The 13124-nt window shown below is 71.0% G+C and carries 12 protein-coding genes; 5 read left to right on the top strand and 7 right to left on the bottom strand.

Features of this window, described 5'->3' with window-relative positions:
• Positions 1-31: 31 nt before the first annotated feature.
• Entirely contained in the window at positions 32-1267 is a 1236-nt protein-coding gene (locus ACFSHS_RS22160; RefSeq protein ID WP_376880974.1) for a C40 family peptidase, read from the bottom strand.
• Between the two features lie 627 nt (positions 1268-1894).
• Between ACFSHS_RS22160 and ACFSHS_RS22155 the strand changes: the two genes are divergently transcribed.
• A complete protein-coding gene (locus ACFSHS_RS22155) occupies positions 1895-3121 on the top strand; it encodes a hypothetical protein (RefSeq protein WP_376880972.1) in 1227 nt (408 codons plus the stop codon).
• Between the two features lie 100 nt (positions 3122-3221).
• On the opposite strand, the gene ACFSHS_RS22150 is transcribed toward ACFSHS_RS22155, so the two are convergent.
• The 3 genes from ACFSHS_RS22150 to ACFSHS_RS22140 form a co-directional block, all read right to left on the bottom strand.
• A complete protein-coding gene (locus ACFSHS_RS22150) occupies positions 3222-3764 on the bottom strand; it encodes a hypothetical protein (RefSeq protein ID WP_376880970.1) in 543 nt (180 codons plus the stop codon).
• A gap of 309 nt (positions 3765-4073) precedes the next feature.
• Complete coding sequence (locus tag ACFSHS_RS22145; protein WP_376880968.1) at positions 4074-5609, bottom strand: AMP-binding protein; 1536 nt, start codon at positions 5607-5609, stop codon at positions 4074-4076.
• A gap of 79 nt (positions 5610-5688) precedes the next feature.
• Positions 5689-6444, bottom strand: coding sequence for an SIR2 family NAD-dependent protein deacylase (locus ACFSHS_RS22140; RefSeq protein WP_376880966.1), 756 nt, complete (start codon positions 6442-6444; stop codon positions 5689-5691).
• 262 nt (positions 6445-6706) lie between these two features.
• Between ACFSHS_RS22140 and ACFSHS_RS22135 the strand changes: the two genes are divergently transcribed.
• The 4 genes from ACFSHS_RS22135 to ACFSHS_RS22120 all read left to right on the top strand — a co-directional run bounded on the left by ACFSHS_RS22135 (position 6707) and on the right by ACFSHS_RS22120 (position 11345).
• Positions 6707-9565 carry an aconitate hydratase gene (locus ACFSHS_RS22135; protein WP_376880964.1) on the top strand — a complete coding sequence of 953 codons (2859 nt, stop codon included), beginning with the start codon at positions 6707-6709 and terminating at the stop codon, positions 9563-9565.
• A 3-nt stretch (positions 9566-9568) separates the two neighbouring features.
• On the top strand, positions 9569-10330 hold the full coding sequence (locus ACFSHS_RS22130; protein ID WP_376880962.1) for an SDR family oxidoreductase: 762 nt from the start codon (positions 9569-9571) through the stop codon (positions 10328-10330).
• Between the two features lie 122 nt (positions 10331-10452).
• Complete coding sequence (locus ACFSHS_RS22125; protein ID WP_376880960.1) at positions 10453-11142, top strand: sirohydrochlorin chelatase; 690 nt, start codon at positions 10453-10455, stop codon at positions 11140-11142.
• Between the two features lie 35 nt (positions 11143-11177).
• A complete protein-coding gene (locus ACFSHS_RS22120) occupies positions 11178-11345 on the top strand; it encodes a hypothetical protein (RefSeq protein WP_376880957.1) in 168 nt (55 codons plus the stop codon).
• A gap of 88 nt (positions 11346-11433) precedes the next feature.
• On the opposite strand, the gene ACFSHS_RS22115 is transcribed toward ACFSHS_RS22120, so the two are convergent.
• From ACFSHS_RS22115 to ACFSHS_RS22105, 3 genes are all read right to left on the bottom strand, one after another.
• Positions 11434-11730: an ECF transporter S component family protein gene (locus ACFSHS_RS22115; RefSeq protein WP_376880955.1), complete on the bottom strand. Its 297-nt coding sequence runs from the start codon at positions 11728-11730 to the stop codon at positions 11434-11436.
• A gap of 81 nt (positions 11731-11811) precedes the next feature.
• Entirely contained in the window at positions 11812-12645 is an 834-nt protein-coding gene (locus ACFSHS_RS22110; protein WP_376880953.1) for a sulfurtransferase, read from the bottom strand.
• A complete protein-coding gene (locus tag ACFSHS_RS22105) occupies positions 12642-13106 on the bottom strand; it encodes an SgcJ/EcaC family oxidoreductase (protein ID WP_376880951.1) in 465 nt (154 codons plus the stop codon). Before ACFSHS_RS22105 ends, ACFSHS_RS22110 begins: the two co-directional genes overlap by 4 nt.
• Positions 13107-13124 lie beyond the last annotated feature (18 nt).

The raw sequence follows: 13124 nt of genomic DNA, 5'->3' as shown, positions 1-13124 counted from the left end.
GGGTGCCCGCTGAGGCGCCGCCCGTCCGTGGTCAGGCGCTGGGCCGGACGGCTCCGATGTAGCCCCGCCAGCGCATGTCCGACGTCTTGACGACGGAGCCGCTCTGCGGTGCCTCGAGGATGCGGTCGCCGCCCAGCCAGATGGCCACGTGGTGGATGGTGGCGGGCTCGGAGGCGTCGGTCGCCCAGAAGACCAGGTCGCCGGGGCGGAGATCCTCGCTCGACACCTTTGGCAGCGCGGCGTACTGCGCCCGGCTGTTGCGCGGGATGGCGATGCCGGCCTGCCCGTAGGCGTACTGGGTGAGCCCACTGCAGTCGAAGCCGATGACGCCCTCGTCGGGGTCCTGGCCCGGCCCCGGTCCCCGCGTGCCGCCGCCACCCCAGGCGTAGGGGGTGCCGCGGTAGGCCATCGCGGCGTCGATCGCCTTCTGCGCCGCCGACGCGTTGCCCGAGCCGGCCGGCGTGCCGTTGCCCGAGGGCGCGGGCGGCGCCGCGACCGGCTTGGGGGCGGGAGCGGCGGTGCGGGTCGCGTGGGCGGCCCGGTCGGCGGCGGCACGCTCACCGACGAGCGTCTGCAGCTGCACTTGCGCGGCGGCGAGCTCGGTCTGCAGCTGGGCCTGCTGGCTGTCCAGGGCGGCGGCCTGCTCGCGGGCCGAGACCTCGGCGTCCTTGGCGACCGCGAGGGCCACCGCGGCGTGCTCCTGCAGGGCGGCGGCGTGCTCGACGCTCGTACGGGCGACCGCCTCGGCCTCGGTCGCCTGCGCCTGCAGCACGGTGACCTGGTCCAGGACGTCGGAGCGATGCGCGCCGGCCGCCTCGAGCAGCGCGGCGCGCTGGATGAGCTCCCCGGGGTCGGCCGCGGTGACGAGGGCCGCGGCGCCCGACCACGTGCTGCCCTGCATGTAGCTGCGACGGGCGAAGGCCACCATCTGCGTGCGGGCCACCCCGAGGTCCGCGGTGGCCTGCGCGGCCGCGGCGGCCGCGGCGTCGGCCTGCTGCTGGGCGGCCAGGTAGGCGTCCTGGGTGGCCTGGTACTCGTCGAGGGCGATCACCGCATGCGCCCGCGCGGCGTCCACGGCGTCCTGCGCGGCGGCGAGCTGCCCCGACAGCTCACCGATGCGCGCGGCGACGGCGTCGGCCGCCGCCCGGGCGTCGGCGATCTGGGTGTCGCTGGGTCGGCGCGGCGTCGCCTGCGCGGTGGACGGCGTCAGGCCGAGGGCCAGCGCGGCGACGACGGCGACGCCGGCGATGCGCAGCGCTGCCGGCACCCGTCCGCCGCCAGCAAGCACGAACCGATGCGGCGTACCGCTGTCCACAGATCCGCCCTCCGCGCGTCCGACCGGGAGGATCGGCGCTCGTCGTTCCCGAGGGCACCCGGCTGGGTGCCACAGGTCAGATCGACCTGCGGGGGGACGCCGTTGAGCGCGTCTCACCCCTCAGGGTGAGACGACACGGCCGGGTGACGGCCGCGCGGCGGCTGTTGTCGCATCCGGCAACGGTGGCCCTGAAGGCGGCTTCAAGGGCAGGCCCCGGCCAGCCAATGTCAATCCGGGCCTCGGCGCCCTGAGGAAGAGGCATCATCCGAACCGCTCGTCCGACATTGGCAAATGCTACTAGCACTCCTATCTACCGCCTTGATGGCGCAACGCAATGTTTTAGCGGCTTCGATTATCGACCTTCATCTTGATCTTTGACCGGAGTATCCTCCCTGTCGCCGCACTTGGAGGTGAGATGTGGTCCCTTCAGATGACGCGTCGACTGGGCCAACCGGCCACGTACAAAATCCCAGCTTCGCTTCCGGTCCGCTTGACGAGGGCTTGGGCCCTGAATCGCCCTCCGGAGCGCCCGCCGTACATGCCCTGCTTGTTGTCCTAGTTCGAGTCAGTAGCCCGGCCGTGCAGATGATTCTCGGCTGGATCATGTTCATCGGGATCGCGCTGCCCGCAGTTGTCGACGTGGAGAAACCATGGTTCGCTCCAAGCCTCATCGTTACTCTACTTGTGCTTGGCTTTTTTCTTCCGACGATCTCTTCCAAGTGGATATATAAGATTACGTATGGCCGACCCGTGTTCGGTGCCTATGGCGGCGTCCCTAGGCACGTGCTCGAGGCCGAGGTCGCGGCCGCCGCGGACTTCTCAGTCGACCTACCGGAAGACGATGAAAAAGATCTCAAAGCGCAGGTGGGCACTTCCGAGGCTTACATCGCCGCGCATACAAAGAATGCCTACATCACTGTCCAGCGGGAGCGGACCGGGAGGGCTCCAGATGAGGAGGAATGGGCCCAATACTGGAAACGTGTCACCACCCAGCCAATTGCTCGTAGCACTTACCAGCGCGCACTGGCGAACCACCCGCTCGCCTTCGCGCTAGTGCCAGGCTTTCTCCATCGCACCGCGTTGATCGCGCCATTGGCTACGATCATGTTGACCACTCTAGTATTGCTGAGCCCATTCGCGGTGTCCGAATGGACGTTACCCCCGGTTATGCTCTCCGTCGCCGTATTGTTCGCCCTCATGGTAGCAGTTGTATCACTGACAATAGCCAACACGAGGCCAGGGGAGACGATCCCCCTAGGCTTCCGACCAGACTTCGCGGATAGAGTCGACCGACTGGAGCACCTATCAGTGCAGGAACGATCCTCGCTGAAGGGTCAGGCTGCGGCTCTGGCGGGGCGCACAGCTCGGGTCATTGACGTGCGAACCGGAATTCGATTCAAGAAGTCCATCGCTCGGTTCACCGCTAGGCAATTTGTTGCTGTTGTGACGGTGAACATGGTCTACCTCCTCGGGTTGATGGCCCTCTGCCTTCTCGTGGCGACTCCATTCTCAGAGGACGTCAAATCTTTGGCCCTCCAGTACGCCAGGCAGGCCACTCTTCTCACCGCCCTTTCCGGTGTCGCATTGATAGCTTATCGATTCTGGGAACTCCTGATCAGTCAGCTCCCTGAGATTATCGGCCCGCCGGTAGGGGCTGCCGTAGTTGCCGGAATCATTCCTGTCGGAAAGTACGCTGCCACCGGCCACTGGGAGATAGATGCTGTCACGATAATTTCCACGGCCGCGGTGGCCTCGATTGGACTGTTTGGAACTAAGCTAGGCGAGTTGGCGAAGCGCCCGAAGTGATTGCACCGAGAGGCCGCCTCGGTGTCCCTGAGTGGGCCGCTTGAGGACACCTGGCCGGGCCACCGTGAGGGCGACTTACGAGATACCGGCGTTGCATGTCTCAAGACGAGACGTTGATCTTCAAGCGCGGGCCAAGGTCGAGGCCAGCGCGCTGGCGCGGTTGAAGTTCCACCGTCTCAGGATCCGCCCAAGCGATCCTGTACAGCGCGGCCCGTAGGCTGTGCCAGTCGGCTGGCACCTCTGCCTCGACGCGCTGGAGTTCGCTTCCCGAGCGATCGTGGATAGCGAGGAAAGCGCGGCCGCCGTGGGCGTCGACCGTGCCGCCAGCCCGCGCCACCAGGTCTCGGCGATAGGGACTGATCTTCTCCGGCAGCAAGACTCGCGCCTCCCAACCGCTGCTACGGACGCAGTCGGCGGCCCGCAACAACAATTCGGTGTCCCACCCGCGACGCTCGGCCAGGTGAACCAGCGTGTCGAGGTGGATGGCGAGCAGCGCATCGAGCAGCTCGGCGGCCGTCCTGGCCAATAGGTCTGCAAGGTCGGCCGCTCGATCCACCGTGACGACCGTGTCGTCTCCGTTGTTCCGCTGGGGCGTGACGGTGTAGTCCAGCTCGCTCCGCCGGGACCACAGGGCCGTGTTCACCTTGCCGACGTGCTCTGTCTCCAAGCCGTCAAGGCATGAGTCGAAGCAGCTGACCACCAGGTTGGCGAGTCGGCGGAACCGTGCTCGGTCGTGCGCCGGCGTCCCGTCCATCCATTGAATGGCCGTCTCTCGGAGCCTCATGTCAAGCGCGTCAGTTGGGTTGTGAGCACTGAAGGAAAGTAGGCCCGCCCATCGGCCGGAGGCTTCGACCGGACCTGGCCCCCCGGGAGTCCCGAAGTGGGCCGCTGAGGGACATGTTCCCCTTACGCGCGCTGCCTGGACCACGCACTGAGCTGGGCAGGAGACGTATCAGTTCACCTGGCGCTCGGAGTCTTTCCAGAACGACTCGCGGAGCTTGAACTTCTGGATCTTGCCGGTGGCGGTACGGGCCAGCTCGTCGCGGAACTCCACCCGCTTGGGGATCTTGTAACCGGCGATCCGGCCGCGGCAGTGGGCGATGATCTCCTCCTCGGTGACCTGCTCTCCCTCGGCGACGACGACGATCGCGGTCACCATCTCCCCCCACTTCTCGTCGGGGACGCCGATGACGGCGACCTCCGCGACCGCCGGGTGGCTGAACACGACGTCCTCGACCTCGATCGAGGAGACGTTCTCGCCGCCGGTGATGATCACGTCCTTCTTGCGGTCGGAGATCGTCAGGTAGCCGCCGTCGTCGATGGAACCGCCGTCGCCGGTGTGGAACCAGCCGCCCTCCAGCGCCTCGCCGGAGGCGTCGGGGTTCTCCCAGTAGCCGGCGAGCACCGTGTTGCCCTGCGCCAGCACCTCGCCCGACTCGCTGATCCGCAGCCGGGTGCCCAGCGCCGGGACGCCGGCCCGCGACAGCCGCTTCGCGCGCTCCTCGGTTTCGAGCTCGTCGTACTCCGCGCGCGGCCGGTTGATGGTCAGGAGCGGCGCGGTCTCCGTCAGGCCGTAGATCTGGTTGAACTCCCAGCCCAGCTCGGCCTCGACGCGGGCGATCGTCTTCGACGGCGGAGGCGCACCCGCGACGACAATGCGCACCCGGTCGCGGCCCGGGATCTCGCCGCCCCAGTCGGCGGCGGCATCGAGGACGGCGTTCCAGACCGCCGGCGCCCCGGACATCATCGTGACCCCGTGCCGCTCGACCCGGCGCAGGATCTCTGCGCCGTCCACCTTGCGCAGCACGACCTGCGTCGCCCCGACGCCGGCCATCGTGTACGGCAGGCCCCAGCCGTTGCAGTGGAACATCGGCAGCGTGTGCATGTACACGTCGCGGTCGCTGACCTGCATGTGCATGCCGAAGGTGACGGCGTTGACCCACAGGTTGCGGTGGGTCATCTGCACGCCCTTGGGCCGCGCCGTCGTGCCGCTCGTGTAGTTGATCGTGGCGGTGGCGTCCTCGTCGGGCGCCGACCACGGCCGCGGCTCGGTGTCGAAGCGGAGGAGCTGCTCGTACTCCTCCCCCGTGCCGAACCGGTGCTCTGCCTCCACGCCCTTGAGGGTGGACTCGAGCTCGGGGTCGACCAGCAGCACCCGGGCGCCGGAGTGGCCGACGATGTAGCTGACCTCCTCCGGCGAGAGCCGGAAGTTGATCGGCACCGCGATGCGGCCCGACGACGGCACCGACAGCAGCAGCTCGAGGAGGCGGCCGGCGTTGTGACTGACGATCGCCACCCGCTCCCCCTCGCCGATGCCGAGCTCGTCCAGCCCCGCCTGCAGCGCCCGCCCGCGGCGGGCGACCTCGCGGTAGGTCACCTCACCCAGCGAGGGGGCCGGCTGGTTCGGCTCGTCCACGATGCCGACGCGGTCGCCGTAGACCAGCTCGGCCCGGTCGAGGAAGTCACGGGTGGTCAAGGGCACGCGCATGGCCGGCTCCCGGAGGTGAAGACGTGGTGCTCGTCACGCTAACCGCCTGCAGCCATCACGACGAGCGGTGAGGGTGCGGTCAGGCGACCGTCGTCACCAGCCGCGGCAGCGCCGTGCCGATGGGCTCGCGCACGACCAGGTCCGCGACGTCGTCGTACGGCGTCGGTTCGGCGTTGACCACGACGATCCGGGCGCCGGAGCCGGCGGCGACGTCGGTGAGTCCGGCGGCCGGATGGACGGTGAGCGACGTGCCGACCGCCATGAAGACGTCGCAATCGGCGGCGGCCGCGGCCGCGGCGCCGATGACGTCGGCGTCCAGCATCTGCCCGAAGCTGATCGTGGCCGCCTTCAGGATGCCGCCGCAGACCAGGCACGCCGGATCGGGGTCACCGGCGTCGATCCGCTCCATCGCGCTCCGCATCGACGTCCGGTCGCCGCAGGACAGGCAGGCCACCTCGTGGATCGTCCCGTGCAGTTCCAGGACGAGGTCGCGCGAGGACCCCGCCTCCTGGTGCAGCCCGTCGATGTTCTGGGTGAGCAGCGCCCGCAGGCGCCCCTGGCGCTCGAGGTCGACCAGCGCCCGGTGGCCGGCGTTCGGCGCGACGTCGCCGACCTGCAGGTCGCGGCGCATCCACCAGGCGCGACGGCGGATGTCGGGGTCGTTCACGTAGTAGGAGAGCGTCACGAGCTTCTCGGCGTCCGGATCCTTCGTCCAGACCCCGTTGGGTCCCCGGTAGTCGGGGATGCCGCTCTCGGTGGAGATGCCCGCGCCGGTCAGGGCGACGACCCGGCGCGCCTCGATCAGCCAGCCGGGCAGGGGCTCGGGGACGGTCACGGCTCCCACGGTAGGGAGGCGCCCGCCCGCCGTCCTCACGGTGGCGCCGCCGACCTCTGCTGCAGCGCGAGGTCGCCGGCCGCAGCGCGGAGTCCGCAGGAGTCAGGCCCGCACGGGACACTTGCCGGCGGGTGAGCGAGGTCACCCGGTGAGGGAAGGGTCGCCTGACCGGGTGCGCTCACGCGTGAACTGGGATGATCGGGCATGGAAACGAGCGCGACGCACCAGCCGCGACGAACCAGCGAGGGGTAGGCGCAGAAGAGTGGCAGCCAGCAAGGACAGCTTCGGGGCACGGTCGACGCTCACCGTCGACGGCCAGGACTACGACATCTACCGGCTCGACGCGGTGGAGGGCTCCGAGAAGCTGCCCTTCAGCCTGAAGGTCCTTCTCGAGAACCTCCTCCGCACCGAGGACGGCGCGGACATCACCGCCGACCACATCCGGGCGATCGCGAACTGGGACCCCTCGGCCGAGCCGAGCCAGGAGATCCAGTTCACCCCGGCCCGCGTGGTGATGCAGGACTTCACCGGCGTCCCGTGCATCGTCGACCTCGCCACGATGCGCGAGGCCATGGCCGAGATCGGCGGCGACCCGCAGAAGATCAACCCACTCGCCCCGGCCGAGCTGGTCATCGACCACTCCGTCATCGCCGACGTCTTCGGCACCGAGGACTCGTTCCAGCGCAACGTCGAGATCGAGTACCAGCGCAACGGCGAGCGCTACCAGTTCCTGCGCTGGGGCCAGGGCGCCTTCAGCGACTTCAAGGTCGTCCCGCCGGGCACCGGCATCGTCCACCAGGTCAACATCGAGCACCTGGCCCGCGTGGTGTTCCCGCGCCAGGAGGGTGACCGCGTCGTCGCCTACCCCGACACCTGCGTGGGCACCGACAGCCACACCACGATGGTCAACGGCCTGGGCGTGCTCGGCTGGGGTGTCGGCGGCATCGAGGCCGAGGCCGCGATGCTCGGCCAGCCGGTCTCGATGCTCATCCCCCGCGTGGTCGGCTTCAAGCTGACCGGTGAGCTCCCCGACGGCGCCACCGCCACCGACCTGGTCCTCACGATCACCGAGATGCTCCGCGAACACGGCGTGGTCGGGAAGTTCGTCGAGTTCTACGGCGCCGGCGTCTCCGCCGTCCCGCTGGCCAACCGCGCCACGATCGGCAACATGAGCCCGGAGTTCGGCTCCACCGCGGCGATGTTCCCCATCGACGAGGAGACCATCGGCTACCTGAAGCTGACCGGCCGCTCCCCGGAGCAGGTCGCGCTCGTCGAGGCCTACGCCAAGGAGCAGGGCCTGTGGCACGACGCCTCGCGCGAGCCCGCCTTCTCCGAGTACCTGGAGCTCGACCTCGCCACCGTCGTCCCGTCGATCGCCGGGCCGAAGCGCCCGCAGGACCGGGTCGCCATCACCGACGCCAAGGCCTCGTTCCGCGCGGCGCTGGCCGACTACGTGAGCGACGACCAGACCGGCGGCGACGACCGCAAGCCCGGCGTTCCGCAGGAGGAGCGGCCCTACGGCGTCGTCTCCGCGGCCGACGAGGCCTCCGCCGAGTCCTTCCCGGCCTCCGACCCCGCCAGCCCCTTCGCGCACGGCGACAGCGAGGACGGCCGGCCCCACCCGTACCTGCCCGGTGAGCAGCTGCCCGACCGCCCGGCCAAGCCCACCAAGGTGGTCATGGAGGACGGCACGGAGACCTTCGTCGACCACGGCCACGTCGTGATCGCCGCGATCACCTCGTGCACCAACACCTCCAACCCGCAGGTGATGATCGGGGCGGCGCTGCTGGCCAAGAACGCCGTCGAGCGCGGCCTGCAGACCAAGCCGTGGGTGAAGACGACGCTGGCCCCCGGATCCAAGGTCGTCATGGATTACTACGAGAAGGCGGAGCTCACGCCGTACCTGGAGAAGCTCGGCTTCTACCTGGTCGGCTACGGGTGCACCACCTGCATCGGCAACTCGGGTCCGCTGCCCGAGCCGGTGTCCAACGCGGTGAACGAGGCCGACCTCGCCGTCGTCTCGGTGCTCTCGGGCAACCGCAACTTCGAGGGCCGCATCAACCCCGACGTCAAGATGAACTACCTGGCCAGCCCGCCGCTGGTGATCGCCTACGCGCTGGCCGGGTCGATGGACGTCGACCTGAACAACGACCCCCTGGGTCAGGACGCCGACGGCAACGACGTCTTCCTGCGCGACATCTGGCCGTCGCCGCAGGAGGTCCAGCGGGTGATCGACCAGGCGGTCTCCGCGGAGCAGTTCGGCCGCAGCTACGAGGACGTCTTCGCCGGCACCGAGCAGTGGCAGAACCTGCCCACGCCGACCGGCGACACGTTCGCGTGGGACCCGCAGAGCACCTACGTCCGGAAGCCCCCGTACTTCGAGGGCATGCCGGCCGAGCCCGCCCCGGTGCAGGACATCACCGGCGCGCGCACCCTCGCGGTGCTCGGCGACTCGGTGACGACCGACCACATCTCGCCGGCCGGTTCCATCAAGGCCGACAGCCCCGCGGGCAAGTACCTGCGCGAGCACGGCGTCGAGCGTCGCGACTTCAACTCCTACGGCTCCCGGCGCGGGAACCACGAGGTGATGATCCGCGGCACCTTCGCCAACATCCGGCTGCGCAACCAGCTGGTGCCCGGCACCGAGGGCGGCGTCACCAAGAACCACCTCACCGGCGAGACGACGACGATCTACGACGCCTCCGTCGCCTACCAGGAGGCGGGCATCCCGCTGGTCGTCCTGGCCGGCAAGGAGTACGGCTCGGGCTCGTCGCGTGACTGGGCGGCCAAGGGCACCGCGCTGCTGGGCGTCAAGGCGGTCATCGCCGAGAGCTACGAGCGCATCCACCGGTCGAACCTGATCGGCATGGGCGTGCTGCCGCTGCAGTACCCCGAGGGGCAGAACCGCGAGTCCCTCGGCCTGACCGGCGACGAGGAGTTCACCATCACCGGGATCACCGCCCTCAACGACGGCGAGACCCCGCGCACCGTCAAGGTGAAGGCCGGCGACGTGGAGTTCGACGCCGTCGTCCGCATCGACACCCCGGGTGAGGCGAACTACTACCGCAACGGCGGGATCATGCAGTACGTCCTCCGCTCGCTGCGCGGATCGGCTGCCTGACCGATGGATCTGGGTCTGGGCGGTCGTGGGTATCTGCTCACCGGTGCGAGCCGTGGGCTGGGGTTCGCGACCGCCCGCTGCCTGGTCGACGACGGCGCCCGGGTGCTGGTCAGCTCCCGGTCCGCCGACGCCGTCTCCGAGGCCGCCGACCAGCTCGGCGGTGCGCCGGCCGCGTTCGGGACGGCGGCCGACCTCGCCGATCCCGGCGCCGCAGAACGCCTGGTGGATGAGACCCGCGAGCGGCTGGGCCGGGTCGACGGCGCGCTGATCTCGGTCGGCGGCCCGGCACCCGGCACCGTGCTCGAGGTGGCCGAGGAGCACTGGCGGGCCGCCGTCGACAGCGTGCTGCTGGGTCCGCTGCGGCTGGTGAAGGCGCTGGTGCCGCACCTGGGCGACGGGGCGGCCATCGGGTTCGTCCTGTCCACCTCGGTTCGTCAGCCGCTGGGCCACCTGGCCATCTCCAACGGGCTCCGCCCCGGGCTGGCGATGACGGCGAAGGCACTGGCCGACGAGCTCGGGCCGCGCGGTATCCGGGTGTTCGGGCTGATGCCGGGGACCATCGCCACCGCCCGGATCGCCGAGATCGAGGCCGCCTCGGGTGATCCGCAGGCCGCCCGGGCCCGCACCGAGGCGGGCATCCCGCTGCGCCGGGTCGGCCGGCCCGAGGAGTTCGGCCGGGTGGCCGCCTTCACGCTCTCCCCGGCCGCCAGCTACGTGACCGGCACGATGATCCCGGTCGACGGCGGCGTGCTCCGCAGCCTGTGAACGAGGACCCCCTCGCCCCCCGAGGAGGACCCCGTCCTTTCCGCCCTTCGCAGGCTCAGGGCGGTGCCCTGGACGGGGCCATCCGGGCTCGCGGCGGGCCCCGGCGAGGGGGCCCCGTCCTGGTGGCGTGCGCGCACGGCACCAGGAGCCCCACCGGCCGGCGACTGATCGCCGAACTGGCCCTCGCCGCTCGGGGGCTGCGTCCCGGCCTGGTGACCACGGCCGCCTTCGTCGACGTGCAGCCGCCCACCGTGGTCGACGTGGTGGCCGGGCTCTCGGCCTCGGGACACCCCACGGTCGTCGTCCCGCTGCTGCTGTCCGGCGGCTACCACGTGCACGTCGACATCGCCGGTGCGGTCGCCGACGCCCCGGACGCCGTCGCCGCGAGGCCGCTCGGCCCGGATCCGCGGCTGGTCGAGGTGCTGCACGACCGGCTCGTGCAGTCGGGCGCCGATCCCCGCGATCCGTTGACCGCCGTCGTGCTCGCGGCCGCGGGCTCCAGCGACCCCCGCTCGGTGGCCGATGTCGAGAACACCGCCCACCTGCTGCAGCGGTCGTGGGCCGGGCCGGTGACCACCGGCTACGGCTCCGCCGCGCAGCCCCCCGTGCCGGACGCGGTGGCCGCCGCCCGGCGGGCCGGTGCCGACCGCGTGGTGGTCGCCAGCTACCTGCTGGCGCCGGGGCACTTCCACGACAAGCTCGCCGGGGCGGGCGCCGACGCGGTCACTGCTCCCCTGCTGCCCGACGACCGGATCGCGGCCGTCCTCCTCGACCGCTACGACGCCGCGGTACGGGCATCCACGTCGGTCTGACGCCCGCGCCGCGTCGGGCCGCCCGAAGGGGCAGCGTGACCACCAGCAGCCACGACGCCGCGGCGAGCACCGGGACGGCGAGGATCCACCAGGAGCCCCGGACGGCCAGCCGCAGGAGCCGCCAGGCCTGCGCGGCCCACCAGATCCACAGCGGGACGAGCACGTGGCGCGGCACGCCGGGACCGGAGACGGCGTGGACGTAGCCGACGACGAGGTGCGCCGCGGCCGCGAGGACAGCGGCGGCGAGGACACCGCGGGAGCACCGCCGCCCGGTGCTCCCCTACGTCGGGTTCATCCGCGCCAGCCGAGGACCTGCTCCCCGACGGTGATCACCACCAGGAACAGGGCCGCGGCCAGGAGCGGGACCGCCGGCGTCCACCAGGAGCGCCGGACGGCCAGGTACACCAGCCAGGCGGCGAAGGCGCCCCAGATCGCCCAGAGAGGGAACAGCACGGCGCCGGGGACCATGAGCCCGCCGGCGATGTAGAGGATCCCGACGCCCAGGTGCGCGATGCCGGCGAGAACGGCGACGGCGACGGGACCGGCGGATCGGGACCGGGTCGGCTGGGGTGAGGTCGGGCTGCTCATGACCGGGAGTCTGGTCGGGCCGGGGACCGCGGGGATCAGGGTTTTCCCGCTGTCCGCACCGTGCCGTACCGACCGCGCGGCTCAGCCGGGAGCCGGTCCGGTCGCGGCCGGCCGCCGCGGATCGGCCGACCACTGCGACCACGAGCCCGGCCACAGCGCCGCGTCGATGCCCGCGGCGGCCAGCGCCGCCACCTCGTGGGCCGCGGTGACCCCCGATCCGCAGTAGACGCCCACGGTGGTGCCCGGCCCGACCCCCAGCTCGGCGAACCGCTGCGCCAGCTCGGTGGCGGGCCGGAAGGTGCCGTCGGACGCGAGGTTTCCCGTCGTCGGTGCGCTGACCGCACCCGGGACGTGCCCGGCCCGTGGATCGACCGGCTCCACCTCGCCGCGGTACCGCTCCCCTGCCCGCGCGTCCAGCAGGACGCCGGTCGAGGGCAGTGCCGCCGCCTCGTCGATCGAGAGCACCGGCATGCCGCCACCGGTCAGTACGACGTCCCCCGGCTCGGGCACGACGTCCCCGAGCTCGACGTCGCCTCCCGCCCGGACCCACGCGTCCAGGCCGCCGTCGAGCAGACGGACGTCGCTCAGCCCGCCCCACCGCAGGAGCCACCACGCTCGCGCGGCGGCCAGTCCCCCGGTCGCGTCGTAGGCGACGACGGCGCCGCCCTCGCGGATCCCCCAGCGCCGGGCCGCTGCCTGCAGCCGCTGTACCGACGGCAACGGATGACGGCCACGCGCGGCCGACGGCGGATCGGCCAGCTCGGTGTCCAGGTCGACGAAGACGGCTCCGGGCAGGTGTCCGGCCAGGTACCGTTCACGGCCCCGGTCGTCGCCGAGCGCCCAGCGGACGTCGAGCAGCACCGTGCGACCGCGGTCGGCGGCCAGCAGCTCGCCGGCCGTGACCAGGACGCTCACTGGGGGGCGAGCAGGCCGCGCAGCTCCTCGGTGAGGGCCTCGCGCTCCTCCGGGAAGCCGTGGAAGGCGGCAGGTGTCGACTGGAAGAGCGAGATCCGCCAGCGCCCACCACCCTCGTCGACCGCCACCAGGGTGTGCACGGTGTGCAGGTCCGGATCCAGGTCGTTGCCGCCGGGCGGGATCATCCCGGCGTGCGCCAGCAGCAGGGCCACCCCCGGGGCGATCGGCCGCACGTCGCGGATGATGCCGACGTAGGCGGGGGTCTGGTGGCTGCTGAAGATCGCCCGCAGGTCGGCGGCGATGGACAGTCGACCGCGGTGGTGGCTGCCGTCGAACCCGATGATGTCCCCGTCGTCGGCGAACGCGGCCGCCACCGACGCACCGCTGCGCCGGTTCCACCCGTCGAGGAACTGGTGGTACAGCGCGCGGATCTGGGCGTCCTGCGGGTGGGCTGCGGTCACGTGCTCTCGAACTCCTCT

This window comes from Blastococcus deserti (assembly GCF_042682525.1).
Taxonomy (GTDB): domain Bacteria; phylum Actinomycetota; class Actinomycetes; order Mycobacteriales; family Geodermatophilaceae; genus Blastococcus_B; species Blastococcus_B deserti.
The sequence above is the reverse complement of the archived record's forward strand: the minus strand, read 5'-3'. Positions and strand labels throughout refer to the sequence as shown.

Coding starts and splice junctions, on each gene's coding strand:
- ACFSHS_RS22145 (WP_376880968.1), bottom strand. CDS start 5,609: ATGCGCGTGCCCTTGACCACCCGTGACTTCCTCGACCGGGCCGAGCTG.
- ACFSHS_RS22130 (WP_376880962.1), top strand. CDS start 9,569: ATGGATCTGGGTCTGGGCGGTCGTGGGTATCTGCTCACCGGTGCGAGC.
- ACFSHS_RS22115 (WP_376880955.1), bottom strand. CDS start 11,730: ATGAGCAGCCCGACCTCACCCCAGCCGACCCGGTCCCGATCCGCCGGT.